Source organism: Variovorax boronicumulans NBRC 103145, from assembly GCF_001591345.1.
Taxonomy (GTDB): Bacteria; Pseudomonadota; Gammaproteobacteria; order Burkholderiales; family Burkholderiaceae_C; genus Variovorax; species Variovorax boronicumulans.
In genome coordinates this window covers 44978-61498 of sequence record NZ_BCUS01000011.1, presented here as the reverse complement: position 1 = coordinate 61498, position 16521 = coordinate 44978, and the positions used below count along the sequence as shown (strand labels likewise).

15 protein-coding genes are annotated in these 16521 nt (G+C 66.1%); 10 read left to right on the top strand and 5 right to left on the bottom strand.

Annotation, left to right across the window (positions count from 1 at the left end; genetic code table 11):
* Nucleotides 1-114: 114 nt before the first annotated feature.
* The 5 genes from carA (at nt 115) to VBO01S_RS05375 (ending at nt 6396) form a co-directional block, all read left to right on the top strand.
* Nucleotides 115-1299 carry a glutamine-hydrolyzing carbamoyl-phosphate synthase small subunit gene (gene carA / locus VBO01S_RS05395; protein WP_062471578.1) on the top strand — a complete coding sequence of 395 codons (1185 nt, stop codon included), beginning with the start codon at nt 115-117 and terminating at the stop codon, nt 1297-1299.
* Nucleotides 1292-4540 (top strand): carbamoyl-phosphate synthase large subunit, encoded by a 3249-nt coding sequence (carB, locus tag VBO01S_RS05390; protein ID WP_062471576.1) that lies wholly within the window; start codon nt 1292-1294, stop codon nt 4538-4540. The genes carA and carB overlap by 8 nt, the downstream gene beginning before the upstream one ends.
* A gap of 12 nt (nt 4541-4552) precedes the next feature.
* Entirely contained in the window at nt 4553-5422 is an 870-nt protein-coding gene (kdoO, locus tag VBO01S_RS05385) for a Kdo hydroxylase KdoO (RefSeq protein WP_062471573.1), read from the top strand.
* A gap of 66 nt (nt 5423-5488) precedes the next feature.
* The gene (gene greA, locus VBO01S_RS05380) at nt 5489-5965 is read left to right on the top strand and encodes a transcription elongation factor GreA (protein ID WP_056518766.1); all 477 of its coding nucleotides are present in this window, start codon (nt 5489-5491) and stop codon (nt 5963-5965) included.
* An 8-nt stretch (nt 5966-5973) separates the two neighbouring features.
* Complete coding sequence (locus VBO01S_RS05375) at nt 5974-6396, top strand: DUF4149 domain-containing protein (protein ID WP_062471570.1); 423 nt, start codon at nt 5974-5976, stop codon at nt 6394-6396.
* Between the two features lie 36 nt (nt 6397-6432).
* On the opposite strand, the gene VBO01S_RS05370 is transcribed toward VBO01S_RS05375, so the two are convergent.
* Nucleotides 6433-7152, bottom strand: a complete 720-nt coding sequence (locus VBO01S_RS05370; protein ID WP_169805025.1) for a glycosyltransferase — start codon at nt 7150-7152, stop codon at nt 6433-6435.
* Nucleotides 7153-7193: 41 nt separating this feature from the next.
* Nucleotides 7194-7673, bottom strand: coding sequence for a YhbY family RNA-binding protein (locus VBO01S_RS05365; RefSeq protein WP_062471564.1), 480 nt, complete (start codon nt 7671-7673; stop codon nt 7194-7196).
* A 33-nt stretch (nt 7674-7706) separates the two neighbouring features.
* On the opposite strand from VBO01S_RS05365, the gene VBO01S_RS05360 reads away from it, so the two are divergent.
* The 5 genes from VBO01S_RS05360 to VBO01S_RS05340 all read left to right on the top strand — a co-directional run bounded on the left by VBO01S_RS05360 (nt 7707) and on the right by VBO01S_RS05340 (nt 13211).
* A complete protein-coding gene (locus VBO01S_RS05360; RefSeq protein ID WP_062471561.1) occupies nt 7707-8375 on the top strand; it encodes an RlmE family RNA methyltransferase in 669 nt (222 codons plus the stop codon).
* A 166-nt stretch (nt 8376-8541) separates the two neighbouring features.
* Entirely contained in the window at nt 8542-10458 is a 1917-nt protein-coding gene (gene ftsH / locus VBO01S_RS05355; RefSeq protein WP_062471558.1) for an ATP-dependent zinc metalloprotease FtsH, read from the top strand.
* 115 nt (nt 10459-10573) lie between these two features.
* Complete coding sequence (gene folP / locus VBO01S_RS05350) at nt 10574-11386, top strand: dihydropteroate synthase (protein ID WP_062471555.1); 813 nt, start codon at nt 10574-10576, stop codon at nt 11384-11386.
* Nucleotides 11383-12720 (top strand): phosphoglucosamine mutase, encoded by a 1338-nt coding sequence (gene glmM, locus VBO01S_RS05345; protein ID WP_062471552.1) that lies wholly within the window; start codon nt 11383-11385, stop codon nt 12718-12720. The genes folP and glmM overlap by 4 nt, the downstream gene beginning before the upstream one ends.
* Nucleotides 12717-13211 carry a GNAT family N-acetyltransferase gene (locus VBO01S_RS05340; protein ID WP_062471549.1) on the top strand — a complete coding sequence of 165 codons (495 nt, stop codon included), beginning with the start codon at nt 12717-12719 and terminating at the stop codon, nt 13209-13211. The genes glmM and VBO01S_RS05340 overlap by 4 nt, the downstream gene beginning before the upstream one ends.
* A gap of 103 nt (nt 13212-13314) precedes the next feature.
* On the opposite strand, the gene VBO01S_RS05335 is transcribed toward VBO01S_RS05340, so the two are convergent.
* From VBO01S_RS05335 to VBO01S_RS05325, 3 genes are read right to left on the bottom strand one after another with little or no spacing between them, the layout of a single operon-like run.
* Entirely contained in the window at nt 13315-14592 is a 1278-nt protein-coding gene (locus tag VBO01S_RS05335) for an acyl-CoA dehydrogenase family protein (protein WP_062471546.1), read from the bottom strand.
* A gap of 34 nt (nt 14593-14626) precedes the next feature.
* Nucleotides 14627-15733, bottom strand: a complete 1107-nt coding sequence (locus VBO01S_RS05330; RefSeq protein ID WP_062471543.1) for a phosphotransferase — start codon at nt 15731-15733, stop codon at nt 14627-14629.
* An 11-nt stretch (nt 15734-15744) separates the two neighbouring features.
* Nucleotides 15745-16464, bottom strand: coding sequence for a Crp/Fnr family transcriptional regulator (locus VBO01S_RS05325; protein ID WP_062471540.1), 720 nt, complete (start codon nt 16462-16464; stop codon nt 15745-15747).
* Nucleotides 16465-16521: the final 57 nt, after the last annotated feature.

Below are 16521 nucleotides of genomic sequence, written 5' to 3'. Positions count from 1 at the left end.
CTTACTCGCAAATCAGCGTCGCCCGGCCGCCTTCAACGCCAAAATCCCCTTAAGCAGCAGTCCGCAGGCAACGCGCCTGGGGCTCCGGGCGACCGTAACCATCCGGAGAACCCAGTGCTTTTGTCTCTCAAGGGAAGTTTCCCGCCCGCCATCCTGGCGCTCGCAGACGGCACGGTCTTTCTCGGCAACTCGATCGGAGCCGCCGGCTCCACGACCGGTGAAGTGGTGTTCAACACCGCGATGACCGGTTACCAGGAAATCCTCACCGACCCCAGCTACTGCCAGCAGATCGTCACCCTGACGTATCCGCACATCGGCAACTATGGTGTCAACGGCGAGGACATCGAAGCCGACAAGATCCATGCCGCGGGCCTGATCATCAAGGACCTGCCCCTCGTCGCGTCCAACTTCCGCAAGACCGCCACGCTGACCGAGTACCTCGTGTCTGGCAACACGGTGGCCATTGCGAACATCGACACCCGCAAGCTCACGCGCCACCTGCGCACCCACGGCGCGCAGAACGGCTGCATCCTGGGCCTGGCCGCGGGCGAGACCGTGACGCAGGCGCTGATCGACAAGGCCATCGCCGCAGCCAAGGCCGCGCCCAGCATGGCCGGCCTCGACCTGGCCAAGGTGGTGTCGGTCAAGCAGACCTACGAATGGACCGAGACCGAGTGGAAACTCGGTGCGGGCTACGGCGTGCAGATCACGCCGCAGTTCCACGTGGTCGCGTTCGACTACGGCGTCAAGAAGAACATCCTGCGCATGATCGCGCAGCGCGGCGCGCGCATCACCGTGGTGCCGGCGCAGACGCCCGCGGCCGACGTGCTCAAGCTCAAGCCCGATGGCATCTTCCTGGCCAACGGCCCCGGCGACCCGCAGCCCTGCGACTACGCCATCAGCGCCGTCAAGGAACTGATCGAAACCGGCATTCCCACCTTCGGCATCTGCCTGGGCCACCAGATCATGGCGCTCGCCTCGGGCGCCAAGACCTTCAAGATGAAGTTCGGCCACCACGGCGCGAACCATCCGGTGAAGGACCTGGACAACGGCCGCGTGAGCATCACCAGCCAGAACCACGGCTTCGCGGTCGACGAGAAGTCGCTGCCAGCCAACCTGCGCCCCACCCACATCAGCCTGTTCGACAACACGCTGCAGGGCCTGGCGCGCACCGACAAGCCCGCGTTCTGCTTCCAGGGCCACCCTGAAGCCTCGCCGGGCCCGCACGACATCGGCTACCTGTTCGATCGCTTCACGGCACTCATGGAAAAGCACAAGACGGAGCACAAGAATGCCTAAGCGCACCGACCTCAAATCGATCCTCATCATCGGCGCCGGCCCGATCATCATCGGCCAGGCCTGCGAGTTCGACTACTCCGGCGTGCAGGCCTGCAAGGCGCTGCGCGAAGAAGGCTACAAGGTCATCCTGATCAACAGCAACCCCGCGACGATCATGACCGACCCGGCCACGGCCGACGTCACCTACATCGAGCCCATCACCTGGCAGACGGTTGAAAAAATCATCGCCAAGGAACGCCCTGACGCGATCCTGCCGACCATGGGCGGCCAGACCGCGCTGAACTGCGCGCTCGACCTGTGGCGCAACGGCGTGCTCGACAAGTACACCGGCACGGCCACGAACCGCCCGATCGAGCTGATCGGCGCCACGCCCGAAGCCATCGACAAGGCCGAAGACCGCCTGAAGTTCAAGGACGCGATGACCAAGATCGGCCTGGGCTCGGCGCGTTCGGGCATCGCCCACACGCTCGACGAGGCGTGGGCCGTGCAGAAGACGGTCGGCTTCCCGGTCGTCATCCGCCCCAGCTTCACGCTGGGCGGCACCGGCGGCGGCATCGCCTACAACCCGGAAGAGTTCGAGACCATCTGCAAGCGCGGCATCGAAGCCTCGCCGACCAACGAGCTGCTGATCGAAGAGTCGCTGCTCGGCTGGAAAGAGTACGAGATGGAAGTCGTGCGCGACAAGGCCGACAACTGCATCATCGTCTGCTCGATCGAAAACCTCGACCCGATGGGCGTGCACACCGGCGACTCGATCACCGTGGCGCCGGCGCAGACGCTGTCCGACAAGGAATACCAGATCCTGCGCAACGCCTCGCTGGCCGTGCTGCGCGAGATCGGCGTCGATACGGGCGGCTCGAACGTGCAGTTCTCCATCAACCCGAAGGACGGCCGCATGGTCGTCATCGAGATGAACCCGCGCGTGTCGCGTTCGTCGGCGCTGGCCTCCAAGGCCACGGGCTTCCCCATCGCCAAGGTCGCGGCCAAGCTGGCTGTGGGCTACACGCTCGACGAGCTGCGCAACGAGATCACCGGTGGCGCCACGCCCGCGTCGTTCGAACCCTCGATCGACTACGTGGTCACCAAGATCCCGCGTTTCGCGTTCGAGAAATTCCCGCAGGCCGACTCGCGTCTCACGACGCAGATGAAGTCGGTGGGCGAGGTGATGGCCATGGGCCGCACCTTCCAGGAATCGTTCCAGAAGGCCCTGCGCGGCCTCGAAGTGGGCGTCGATGGCCTGAACGAGAAGACGCAAGACCGCGAAGTGCTCGAAAAGGAACTGGGCGAGCCCGGTCCCGAGCGCATCTGGTACGTGGGCGACGCCTTCGCCATGGGCCTGAGCGTCGATGAAGTGTTCGCGCTGACCAAGATCGACCCGTGGTTCCTGGTGCAGATCGAAGAGATCGTGAAGATCGAGCTCGAGCTGGAAACCAAGTCGCTCGACGATATCGACAAGGACACGCTGCTCGCGCTCAAGAAGAAGGGCTTCTCCGACCGTCGCCTGGCCAAGCAGCTCAAGACCACCGACACGGCCATCCGTGAGAAGCGCCGCGCCCTGGGCGTGCGCCCGGTCTACAAGCGCGTGGACACCTGCGCGGCCGAGTTCGCGACCAACACCGCCTACATGTACTCGACCTACGAGGACGAGTGCGAGGCCGACCCGACCGACAAGAAGAAGATCATGGTGCTCGGCGGCGGTCCCAACCGCATCGGCCAGGGCATCGAGTTCGACTACTGCTGCGTGCACGCCGCGCTCGCCATGCGCGAAGACGGCTACGAGACCATCATGGTCAACTGCAACCCCGAGACCGTGTCGACCGACTACGACACCTCCGACCGCCTGTACTTCGAGCCGCTCACGCTCGAAGACGTGCTCGAGATCGTCGACAAGGAAAAGCCGCTCGGCGTGATCGTGCAGTACGGCGGCCAGACGCCGTTGAAGCTTGCGCTCGACCTCGAAGCCAACGGCGTGCCGATCATCGGCACCTCGCCCGACATGATCGACGCGGCCGAAGACCGTGAGCGCTTCCAGAAGCTGCTGCACGAGCTGGGCCTGCGCCAGCCGCCGAACGCCACCGCGCGCACCGAACCCGAAGCGCTCGAAAAGGCTGCGGCCCTGGGCTACCCGCTGGTGGTGCGCCCGAGCTACGTGCTCGGCGGCCGCGCGATGGAAATCGTGCACGAGCAGCGCGACCTCGAGCGCTACATGCGCGAGGCCGTGAAGGTCAGCAATGACTCGCCGGTGCTGCTCGACCGCTTCCTGAACGACGCCGTCGAATGCGACGTCGACTGCATCCGTGACGCCGAAGGCGGCACGCTGATCGGCGGCGTGATGGAGCACATCGAACAGGCCGGCGTGCACTCGGGCGACTCCGCCTGCTCGCTGCCGCCCTACAGCCTGAACGCCGACACGGTGGCCGAGCTGAAGCGCCAGAGCGCCGCCATGGCCGCCGCGCTGAACGTGGTCGGCCTGATGAACGTGCAGTTCGCCATCCAGCAGAAGGACGGCAAGGACGTCATCTACGTGCTCGAAGTGAACCCGCGTGCCTCGCGCACCGTGCCTTACGTGAGCAAGGCCACGGGCATCCAGCTGGCCAAGGTGGCGGCACGCTGCATGGCCGGCCAGTCGCTCGCGTCGCAGGGTGTGACCAAGGAAGTGACGCCGCCGTACTTCAGCGTGAAGGAAGCCGTGTTCCCGTTCGTCAAGTTCCCGGGCGTGGACACCATCCTCGGCCCCGAGATGAAGTCGACCGGCGAAGTGATGGGCGTGGGCAAGACCTTCGGCGAAGCCTTCGTGAAGTCGCAACTCGGCGCGGGCACGTTGCTGCCCAAGTCGGGCAAGGCCTTCATCTCGGTGAAGAACAACGACAAGGCACGTGCCGTCGAAGTGGCGCGCGGCCTGGCCAAGCTGGGCTTCGAGCTGGTCGCCACCAAGGGCACCGCCGCGGCCATCAGCGCCGCCGGCATCGCCTGCGAGACGGTCAACAAGGTGACCGAAGGCCGCCCGCACATCGTGGACATGATCAAGAACAACGAGATTGCCTTGGTCATCAACACGGTGGAAGAGCGCCGCAACGCGATCACCGACTCGCGCCAGATCCGCACCTCGGCACTGCTGGCGCGCGTGACCACCTTCACCACGATCTTCGGCGCCGAAGCCGCGGTCGAAGGCATGGGCTTCATGGACGAGCTGGGCGTGATCTCGGTGCAGGAGATGCACGCGCAGCTGGCCGCGGCCTGACCGGGCACCGCCATGGAAACGCAGCTGGTCGAACTGGACCTGACTGACTGGAACGCGGCCACGCCCAACGAGGCGTGGATCGCGGAGCTGGAGGCCGGCAAGGTGCTGTACTTCCCGCGGCTGGGCTTCGAGCTGCGGCCTGAAGAGCGCAGCCTGCTGACGCCCAGCCTGCTGTCGCCCGATGTGCGCAACATCAGCCTCGATGCCCATGGCAAGCTCAAGGGCGCCGTGGGCGACGAGGCGGTGCAGCGCGCCGCGGCGGCGATGGTGAAGCGTTTTCGCACGCAGGCGCAGCAGCTCATCCATGGGCTGCTGCCGCACTACACGCCGGCCTTGCGCCTGGCGCCGACCAGCTACCGGCCGGCCCAGGTCGAGACGCGCGTGCAGTCGTGGCGCGCCGACGACCGGCGCCTGCACGTCGATGCATTCCCGTCGCGCCCCAACTACGGCGAGCGCATCCTGCGCGTGTTCACCAACGTCAATCCTGACGGCGCATCGCGCGTGTGGCGCGTGGGCGAGCCTTTCGAGGACATCGCCAAACGCTTCCTGCCGCGGGCCAAGCCCTATGCGCGCTGGCAGGCCAAGCTGTTGCAGGCGCTGCACGTCACCAAGTCGTTCCGCAGCGAGTACGACCACCTGATGCTGCAGCTGCACGACGGCATGAAGTCGGACATGGCGTACCAGGAAAACTCGCCGCAGGAAACGGCGAAATTCCCGCCGGGTTCGGTGTGGGTGTGCTTCTCGGACCAGACCTCGCACGCCGTGATGGCAGGCCAGTACATGCTCGAGCAGACCCTTCATCTGGCCGCATCGAAGCAATACAATCCCGAATCGAGCCCGCTCGCCATCCTGAGCCGGCTGACCGGACGCACACTCGTCTGATCAATTCCCTCAATCGACCGCCGAACGGCAGCGTTCGGCGGTTTCGCTTTATGGAGAACCAACAACATGGCCACCATTCCGATCACCAAGCGCGGCGCTGAAAAACTGCGCGCCGAACTGCATCAGCTCAAGACGGTCGACCGTCCCTGGGTCATCAACGCCATTTCCGAGGCACGCGCCCAGGGCGACCTGAGCGAAAACGCCGAGTACGAAGTCGCCAAGGACCGCCAGGGCTTCATCGAGGGCCGCATCCAGGAAGTCGAAGGCAAGCTTTCGGCCGCGCAGATCATCGACCCGAGCGAGCTCGATGCCGGCGGCAAGGTGGTGTTCGGTTCGACCGTCGAACTCGAAGAAGAAGAGTCGGGCGATGCCGTCAAGTACCAGATCGTGGGCGAAGACGAAGCCGACCTGAAGCTCGGCCTGATCAACATCTCCAGCCCGATCGCACGCGCGCTGATCGGCAAGGAAGAGGGCGACACGGCCGAAGTGCAGGCGCCGGGTGGCCTCAAGCGCTACGAGATCGTGGCGGTCCGCTACCTCTGAATGGGCGAATGAAAGACCGCGTCGCGCTGATGCTGGCGGCCCTCTGGTGGGGCAGCCTCAGCACCATCGGCTTCCTGGTCGTGCCGATGCTGTTCGCCCGGCTCGGCAACCCGGCGGTGGCCGGCAATTTCGCGGCCCAGCTGTTCGAGGCGCAAAGCTGGATCGCCATCGGCTGCGGGCTGATCCTGCTGATCCATTTCCGCCAGAAGGCCGACGATGGCATGACCCAACCGGTGTTGACGGCCATCTTCCTGGTGCTGGCGGCGTTGCTGCTGGCGCTGTTGCAGCAGTACGCCGTGGCGCCGCGCATCGTGGCGCGCGACAACCTCAAGCTGTGGCATGCCGTGGGCACCGGCATGTATTTCGTTCAGTGGGCGTGCGCCGGCACGTTGCTGTGGCGCATGGGCGGCGCCGCCCGGGCGCCACGCTGAACCGGGGCGGCGACACACATCGGCCGCCCTCCAGCTTTACTCTTTCCAGTGCTTGGCGACCCAGCTCGCCGGCCGGATGTAGCGGAAGGCGCGGTTGCGCCGTCCCGCCAGCGCATCGGGCGGGTTGCACTCGCCGTGGAACACCATCACACGGGCGCCTTCGGGCACGAAGGGCTCTTCCCAGTAGTTGGTCGGCCAGGTCGGGATGCCGTGGTACTTGAAGCTCGGGCACCAGGCGGCCGGCCAGTAGGCCAGCTTGCCCTGCTTGTGCAGCACGTCCGACAGGTAGGCCTGCTCGTTGCGGTATTCGGCCTGCACCTTGTCCATGTTGGCGCGGAAGTACGCCAGCACGTCGGCATGGGCACCCAGTTCGAAGCGGTAGACCGATGAATTGCCCGTGATCCGCTCGCGCCGCCAGGGGCGGGCGTAGTCGTGAATGATCAGGAATTCGCCGGGCTGCTCGAAGAAGGCGTCCAGGCTGCCGACGATGACCACGTCGACGTCCAGGAAGAGGGCGGTGCCGCGCAGGCCGTGCAGGTCCTGCTGGAAGGTCGTGAGCTTCTTCCAGGCGCCGTCGCGCTGGCCCGGGGCCAGCTGGAGGTTGAGCGGTGGAATGGGCAGGCACGTCACTTCGGGGCGGATGCCGTTGCCGTCGTCGGTCAGGCAGACGAACTTGAAGTCGCCGCTGAGGTGGCGGCGCACCATGGCGTAGAGCCGGTTGACGTACTCGGGGCCGTACTTGGTGCCCCACTTCATGCAGAGGATATGGCGCTGGGCGCCTTGCGCTGCCACCAAGTTCAGTCCGCCTGGTTGCGTTTCTTGGCCGACAGCGGACGCTTGGCCTTGGCGCGCTTGATGGTGCCGCCGGGGGTCAGGCGCTGGTTGCCGAGCACGCGCAGGGTCTTGATTTCGGGGCGCTGGCCGCCGCGCTTGCTGTACTTGACGATCTTCACGTCGCGCGGGCCGGGCATGCGGTCTTCGTCGATGACACGCTCTTTTTCGGGCTTCGGGCGCCACAGCACGAGCAGCTTGCCGATGTGCTGGATCGGGGCGGCGTCGAGCTCGTCGGCGAGCTCCTGGAGCATGGCGTCTCGGGCGAGGCGGTCGTCGGAGAAGACGCGCACCTTGATCAGGCCATGGGCCTTCAGGGCCGCGTCGGCCTCCTTTTTCACGGCAGGGGTGAGCCCGTCTCCACCGACCATGACGATCGGATCCAGGTGGTGAGCTTCGGCGCGGTGCACCTTGCGCTCGGCAGGGGTAAGTTGAATGGCGGGCATCCCCGTATTATCGACGCGTACACGAACACCCTCATGAGCACCAAAGCCAAAAGCAAAAAAGTCAACAAGGCGTGGCTTCACGACCACATCAACGACCCCTACGTGAAGCTCGCGACCAGAGAGGGCTACCGCGCCCGCGCGGCTTACAAGCTCAAGGAAATCGACGAGTCGCTCGGGCTGGTCAAGCCCGGCCAGCTGGTGGTCGACCTCGGCTCGACCCCGGGCGCCTGGAGCCAGTACCTGCGGCGGCGCATGTCGCCGGGCGGGGCGGCGGTCGGCGACCTCAACGGCACCATCATCTCGCTCGACCTGCTGCCGATGGAGCCCATCGAAGGCGTGACCTTCCTGCAGGGCGATTTCCGCGAGGACGCGCTGCTGGCGCAGCTCCTGGCGGTGCTGGGCGGCCGCAAGGCCGACCTGGTGGTGTCGGACATGGCGCCCAACCTGTCGGGCATCCACTCGGCGGACGCCGCCCGGGTGGAACACCTGATCGAGCTGGCCATCGACTTCGCCCAGCACCACATGAAGCCCGAAGGGGCACTGGTGGCGAAGGTGTTCCACGGCAGCGGGTACGACGAATTGGTCAAGATGTTCAAGGCCAATTTCCGCGTCGTGAAGCCGCTCAAGCCCAAGGCATCGCGCGACAAATCGGCCGAGACCTTCCTCATCGGCAGGGGATTGAAGGCGCTCGATACGCATTGATACCTTGCCGTGGGGTGCCCTCCAGGGGCGCAAACCCTTGTCAGCCTATGGCTGCTATAGGGAAATGTCCGCTTTTCGCAGCTTGAAAAGCCTAAAATGGGGCGCAATTGCGTACCCTCAGCGCGTATTTCATATTCCCGTCACGCGCTTTCGACTGGAGCTTCGTTTGAACAATCAGTGGTTTTCCAAAGTTGCCGTATGGCTCGTCATTGCCATGGTGTTGTTCACTGTGTTCAAGCAGTTCGACACCCGCGGTGGCGTCGGCTCGGGAACGGTGAGCTATTCCGAGTTCCTGGATCAGGTCCGCAACAACCAGATCAAGAGCGCCATCATTCCTGAAGGCGCCGGCGGCGGCGAGATCGTCGCCGTCACCAACGACGATCGCAAGATCCGCACGACCGCCACGGTCCTCGACCGCGGCCTCGTGGGCGACCTGATCGACCACAACGTCAAGTTCGACGTCAAGCCGCGCGAAGAAGGCTCGCTCCTCATGACCTTGCTGGTCAGCTGGGGCCCGATGCTGCTGCTGATCGGCGTGTGGATCTACTTCATGCGCCAGATGCAGGGCGGCGGCAAGGGCGGGGCGTTCAGCTTCGGCAAGAGCAAGGCCCGCATGATGGACGAGAACAACAACACGGTGACTTTCGCCGACGTCGCAGGCTGCGACGAAGCCAAGGAAGAAGTCCGTGAAGTCGTCGACTTCCTGAAAGACCCGCAACGCTTCCAGAAGCTCGGCGGCCGTATTCCGCGCGGCCTGCTGCTGGTCGGCCCTCCGGGCACCGGCAAGACGCTGCTGGCCAAGTCGATCGCCGGCGAAGCCAAGGTGCCGTTCTTCTCGATCTCGGGTTCCGACTTCGTTGAAATGTTCGTCGGCGTGGGTGCGGCCCGCGTGCGCGACATGTTCGAGAACGCCAAGAAGAACGCGCCCTGCATCATCTTCATCGACGAAATCGATGCGGTGGGTCGCCAGCGCGGCGCCGGCCTCGGCGGCGGCAACGACGAGCGCGAGCAGACCCTCAACCAGATGCTGGTCGAGATGGACGGCTTCGAAACCAACCTCGGCGTGATCGTCGTGGCTGCCACCAACCGCCCGGACATCCTGGACGCTGCTCTGCTGCGTCCGGGCCGTTTCGATCGTCAGGTGTACGTCACGCTGCCCGACATCCGCGGCCGCGAACAGATCCTGGCCGTCCACATGCGCAAGGTCCCGCTGGGCCAGGACGTGAACCCGAGCGTCATTGCCCGCGGCACGCCCGGCATGTCGGGTGCCGACCTGGCCAACCTGTGCAACGAAGCCGCCCTGATGGCCGCCCGCCGCAATGCGCGCGTGGTCGAGATGCAGGACTTCGAGAAGGCCAAGGACAAGATCTTCATGGGCCCCGAGCGCAAGAGCATGGTCATGCCCGAGGAAGAGCGCCGCAACACGGCCTACCACGAGTCCGGCCACGCCCTCATCGGCAAGCTGCTGCCCAAGTGCGACCCGGTCCACAAGGTCACGATCATTCCGCGTGGCCGCGCCCTCGGCGTGACCATGAGCCTGCCGTCGCAGGACCGTTACAGCTACGACCGCGAGTACATGCTAAACCAGATCAGCATGCTGTTCGGCGGCCGCATCGCCGAAGAAGTGTTCATGCACCAGATGACCACCGGCGCCAGCAACGACTTCGAGCGCGCGACCTCCATCGCCCGTGACATGGTCACGCGCTACGGCATGACCGACGCGCTGGGCCCGATGGTCTATGCCGAGAACGAAGGCGAAGTGTTCCTGGGCCGCTCGGTCACCAAGACCACGAACATGAGCGAACAGACCATGGAAAAGGTCGACGGCGAGGTGCGCCGCATCATCGACGAGCAGTACGCCCTGGCGCGCCGCCTCATCGAAGAGAACAGCGACAAGATGCACGCCATGGCCAAGGCGCTGCTCGAATGGGAAACCATCGACAGCGAACAGCTCGACGACATCATGGCCGGCCGCGCACCGCGTCCGCCCAAGGACTGGACGCCGCGCATTCCGCCTTCGGGCAGCGGCGGCAGTGGTGGCACGCCGGCCGTCAATCCTGACCCGGCGCCGACCGCCGCTTGAGGTGGGCTTGAAATCAAGCAAAAACGGGGCCCCTGGCCCCGTTTTCCATGGTGAGCCAGATGGTGCGGTTTGGCAGACCTCGCGTTTCAGGATTGACCTCGCGCAGCCGCGCGTGATGGGCATCGTCAACGTCACGCCCGATTCCTTCTCCGATGGCGGCGCGCACGCGTCGACCGAGACGGCGCTGAAGCACTGCGAGCAGCTGCTGAAGGAGGGCGCCGACATCCTCGACATCGGCGGTGAATCGACCCGCCCCGGCAGCCCCGCCGTGCCGCTGGACGCCGAGCTGGCGCGCGTGCTGCCCGTGGTGCGCGAGGCGGTGAAGCTGAACGTGCCGCTGTCCATCGACACCTACAAGCCCGAGGTGATGCGCGCCGTGCTCGACCTGGGCGCGGACATCGTCAACGACATCTGGGCGCTGCGCCAACCCGGCGCGCGCGAGGCCGTGGCGGCGCACCCGACCTGCGGCATCTGCCTGATGCACATGCACCGCGACCCGCAGACCATGCAGGCGCTGCCGATGCAGGGCGACGTGATTCCCGAGGTGCTGGCTTTCTGGGACGCACAACTGGCGCCCCTGACGGCGCTGGGTATCGACCCTGCGCGCATCACGCTCGATCCGGGCGTCGGTTTCGGCAAGAGCGTGGCGCAGAACTTCGCACTCCTCGGCCGACAGCGGGAATTGTTGGCAACCGGTTACCCCTTGTTGCTAGGTTGGTCCCGCAAGTCCTCCATCGGGGCCGTCACCGGCATCGACAATGCATCCGGGCGTACCGTGCCCAGCGTGGCAGCCGCCGTGCTGGCCGTGGACCGGGGTGCAGCGGTCGTGCGGGTGCACGACGTTCGCGACACCGTCGCCGCCCTCGCCGTATGGCGTGCCATGCGCGCGGAAGCACCGCAAGAACACCTTCAAAGAGCAACAACATGACCCGTAAGTATTTCGGCACCGACGGCATCCGCGGCACGGTCGGCCAATCGCCCATCACCCCCGATTTCGTGCTGCGCCTCGCGCACGCCGTCGGCCGCGTGCTCAAGAAAACCCAGGCCCGTCCCACGGTGCTGATCGGCAAGGACACCCGCATCTCGGGCTACATGCTCGAGTCGGCGCTCGAGTCGGGCTTCAACTCCGCCGGCGTCGACGTGGTGCTGCTCGGCCCGCTGCCCACGCCGGGCGTGGCCTACCTCACGCGCGCCCAGCGCGCCAGCCTGGGCGTGGTGATCAGCGCCAGCCACAACGCCTTTCCCGACAACGGCATCAAGTTCTTCAGCGCGCAGGGCACCAAGCTCGACGACGCCTGGGAGCTGGCCGTCGAGGCCGCGCTCGAAGAAGAGCCCGTCTGGGTGGATTCGGCCAACCTGGGCAAGGCCCGCCGCCTCAACGACGCGGACGGCCGCTACATCGAGTTCTGCAAGAGCACCTTCGCCAACGACCTGTCGCTGCGCGGCATGAAGCTGGTGGTCGATGCCGCCCACGGCGCGGCCTACCAGGTGGCGCCAAACGTGTTCCACGAACTCGGCGCGGACGTCACCAGCATCGGCTGTGCGCCCGACGGGCTCAACATCAACAAGGGTTTCGGCGCCACGCATCCCGAGGCACTGGTTGCCACGGTGACGGCGCAGAAGGCGGACTACGGCATCGCGCTGGACGGCGACGCCGACCGGCTGCAGCTGGTCGACGCCAGCGGCCGCCTGTTCAACGGCGACGAGCTGCTGTACCTGATGGTGGCCGAACGCGTCGCGCGCGGCGAGAAGCCGGCGGGCGTGGTCGGCACGCTGATGACCAACAAGGCCGTCGAGATGGCCCTGCGCGCGCAGGACATCGAGTTCGTGCGCGCCAAGGTCGGCGACCGCTACGTGCTCGAGGAGCTCGACAAGCGCGGCTGGCTGCTCGGCGGCGAAGGCTCCGGCCACCTGCTGGCGCTCGACCGCCACACCACGGGCGACGGCATCGTCAGCGCGCTGCAGGTGCTGCAGGCCTGCGTGCGCAGCGGCAAGACGGTGGCACAACTGCTCGAAGGCGTCACGCTGTTCCCGCAGACGCTGATCAACGTGCGCCTCGCGCCCGGCCAGGACTGGAAGAGCAACCAGGCGCTCGCCAGCGAAACCAAGCGCATCGAAGCCGAACTGGGCGATGCGGGCCGCGTGCTGATCCGTGCGAGTGGCACCGAGCCGCTGGTGCGCGTGATGGTCGAGGCGCGCGATCCGAAGCAATCGCAGTCTTGCGCCGAGCGCCTCGCGGCCACGCTCAAGCCCGCCACATGACGACGGCGGGCCGCATCGAAATCCGCCTGGCCGACTACCGCGATCCGCTGCAAGCGGCGGCGCTGGTCGAGTTGCTCGACAGCTACGCGCGCGACCCCGCCGGCGGCGGCACGCCGTTGCCCGCATCGGTGCGCGAAGGCCTGCCTGCCGCGCTGGCGGCGCGTCCGCAGGCGTTCAGCGTGCTGGCCTTCGACGGCGACACGCCCGTCGGCCTGATCAACTGCATCGAAGGTTTTTCGACCTTCGCCTGCCAGCCACTGGTGAATGTGCACGACGTGGTCGTGCGCGCCAGCCACCGCGGCCAGCGCGTGGCGCAGCAGATGTTCGCGCAGGTTGAGCAGGAAGCCCGCCGGCGCGGCGCCTGCAAGCTCACGCTCGAGGTGCTGTCGGGCAACGCGCCCGCGCTGCGCAGCTACGAGCGCGAGGGCTTCGTCAGCTACCAGCTCGACCCGGAATTCGGCCACGCCGTCTTCCTGCAGAAGAAGCTCTGACCGAATGCGGTAAATAAAAATGCCGCCGACGCGCAAGGCGTAGGCGGCATGGCCAGATTGGAAAGAGAAGGGCGCGGCGATCGCGCCCTTTCTTTTTTCCGGATCAGAAGCGCGTGACAGGCGCGTCGGCGGTGGCACCCGACTTGTCGGCGGCGTACTTGCCCAGCTCCCACTTGGCGATCGCGTTGCGGTGCACTTCGTCCGGACCGTCGGCAAAGCGCAGCGTGCGTGCCTGCGCATAGGCCGAGGCCAGCGGGAAGTCGTCGCACATGCCGCCGCCGCCGTGGACCTGCATGGCCCAGTCGATGACCTGGCAGGCCATGGTGGGCGCCACCACCTTGATCATGGCGATCTCGGTGCGCGCGACCTTGTTGCCGGCCACGTCCATCAGCCAGGCGGCCTTCAGCGTGAGCAGGCGGGCCATGTCGATCTTGCAGCGCGCTTCGGCGATGCGTTCCTGCGTGACGGTCTGCGAGGCGACGGTCTTGCCGAAGGCCACGCGCGACGAGGCGCGCTTGCACATCAGTTCGAGCGCGCGCTCGGCCAGGCCGATCAGGCGCATGCAGTGGTGGATGCGTCCGGGGCCAAGGCGGCCTTGGGCGATCTCGAAGCCGCGGCCTTCGCCCAGCAGGATGTTGCCGACGGGCACGCGCACGTTCTCGAAGTACATCTCGACGTGGCCGTGCGGCGCGTCGTCGTAGCCCATCACGTTCAGCGGACGCACGATGCGGATGCCCTTGGCATCGGCCGGCACGATGACCATGCTCTGCTGCGAGTGCTTGGGCGCCTCGGGGTCGGTCTTGCCCATGGTGACGAACACGGCGCAGCGCGGATCGGCGGCACCGGAGATCCACCACTTGTGGCCGTTGATGACGTACTCGTCGCCCTGGCGCTCGATGCGGGTGGCGATGTTGGTGGCATCGCTGGAGGCGACGTCGGGTTCGGTCATCGCGAAGGCCGAGCGGATCTGGCCTTCGAGCAGCGGCTTGAGCCAGCGCGCCTTGATCTCTTCCGAGCCGTAGCGGGCGATGGTTTCCATGTTGCCGGTGTCGGGGGCCGAGCAGTTGAAGGCTTCGGAGGCCCATGGCACCCGGCCCATGATCTCGGCCAGCGGGGCGTATTCCTGATTGGTCAGGCCCGCACCCTCATAGCCGGAGGCCGAGGCGCTGTCGACCGGCAGGAACAGGTTCCACAGGCCTTGCGCCTTGGCCTTGGCCTTGAGCTTCTCGACGGTCTGCAGGGCGCTCCAGCGCTTGCCGGCGACCGTGTTGGCGGCCAGTTCGGCGCTGTACTCGGCTTCGGCCGGGTAGATGTGGTCTTCCATGAAGGCGAGAACGCGCTTCTGAAGCTCCTTGGTTTTGGCCGAATATTCGAAATCCATGCTGTCTCCTGGTGGGGTTAAGGGGGAGGGCTGGCTATGCCTTTTGGGCAAATTGCCAGGCCATCTCGGCCATCGGCCGTGCGCCACGGGCGGACGCCACGGCTTGCTCGCTCGATGCGGTACCGGCTTCGACGCGTTTCGCAATGCCCTGCAGGATGGCGGCCATGCGAAACAGGTTGTAGGCCTGGTAGAAATTCCAGTCGGGCGCCAGCGCCTCGGGCGTGCTGATGCTCGTGCGCTCGCAGTAGCGGCGGATGTATTCGCTCTCGGTGGGAATGCCCAGCGCCGCCACGTCCACGCCGCCGATGCCGCGGCCGGTGGTGGGGGGCATGTGCCACGACATGCAGTGGTAGCTGAAGTCGGCCAGCGGATGGCCCAGCGTGGAGAGCTCCCAGTCGAGCACCGCGATGATCCGCGGCTCGGTGGCGTGGAACATCACGTTGTCCAGGCGGTAGTCGCCATGCACGATGGAGACCTTGCTCTCGTCGCGTGCGCTCGCCGGCATGTGGGCGGGCAGCCAGTCGATCAGGCGCACCATGGCCTCGATGGGCTGCGACAGTTCGCCGGCGCCATCGGCCGAGGCCTTGTACTGCTTGCTCCAGCGGCCGATCTGGCGCTCGAAGTAGTTGCCGGGCTTGCCATAGTCGCCCAGGCCGCGGGCGGCGAAGTCGACCGTGTGCAGCGCCGCGATGACGCGATTCATCTCGTCGTAGTAGGCGGCGCGTTCGGCGTTGCTGAAGCCGGGCAGCGACTGGTCCCACAGCACGCGGCCCTGCATGAACTCCATGATGTAGAAGGCGCGGCCGATGATGGCCTCGTCTTCGCACAGGCAGTGCATGCGCGGCACGGGCACGTCGGTGCCCTGCAGGCCGCGCATCACCTTGTATTCGCGCTCGACCGCATGGGCCGAGGGCAGCAGCTTGGCGACCGGACCGGGCTTGGCGCGCATCACGTAGCTCTGCGTGGGCGTGACGAGCTTGTAGGTCGGGTTCGACTGGCCGCCCTTGAACATCTCGACCGTCAACGGACCCTGGAAGCCCTCGAGGTTCTTTTCGAGCCAGGCCGCGAGCGCGTCCACGTCGAAGGTGTGCTGTTGGGACACCGCGCGGGTGCCGATGAAACTGGAGAAGTCCTGGCTCATGTCGAATCTTTTTAGTTGTCTGCTTCAGAGATGTGCATCAGCGCCGAGCGGTCCAGCACGACCAGTCCGGCCGGCTCGATCCGGATGGTGCCCTCGCGCTCCATCGTCTTGAGTTCCTGGTTGACCCGCTGGCGCGAGGCGCCGAGCAGCTGCGCGAGTTCTTCCTGCGCCAGTTGCAGGCCGATGCGCGTCTGGCTGCCGTCGTCCAGGTTGGGCACACCGTAGCTGCGCACCAGATGGATGAGCTGCTTGGCCAGGCGTGCGCGCAAGGGCAGGGTGTTGAGGTCTTCCACCAGCCCGAACAGCGTGCGGATGCGGCGCGCCTGCAGCCGCATCAGCGCTTCGTACAGCTCGACGTGCGTGGCCAGGATCTTCTGGAAGTCGGCCCGCGCCACGCACAGCACGGTGGTGTCGCCGTGCGAGTACGTGTCGTGCGTGCGCCGTTCCCCGTCGAACATCGCCACGTCGCCGAACCAGATGCCCGGTTCGACGTAGGTCAGCGTCACCTGCTTGCCCGACACCGCGGTCGAGCTCACGCGCAACGCCCCCTTGGCACAGGCGATCCAGTGCTCGGGCGGGTCGCCGCGCGCGGCGAGCAGGTCGCCGTCCTTGTAGCGTTTGACAAAGGCGCATCGGAGGATGTCGTGCCGTAGCGATGGAGATAGGGAAGAAAACCAGCGACCACTGTTGATCGCTTCACGTTCTTCGATGGTAAGAATGGGGTCGTCCATGGTCTGTCCTCTCGGCGACTGAAAAGCTGTGGGGTGTCTCAAGAGCGACGCCGTCAG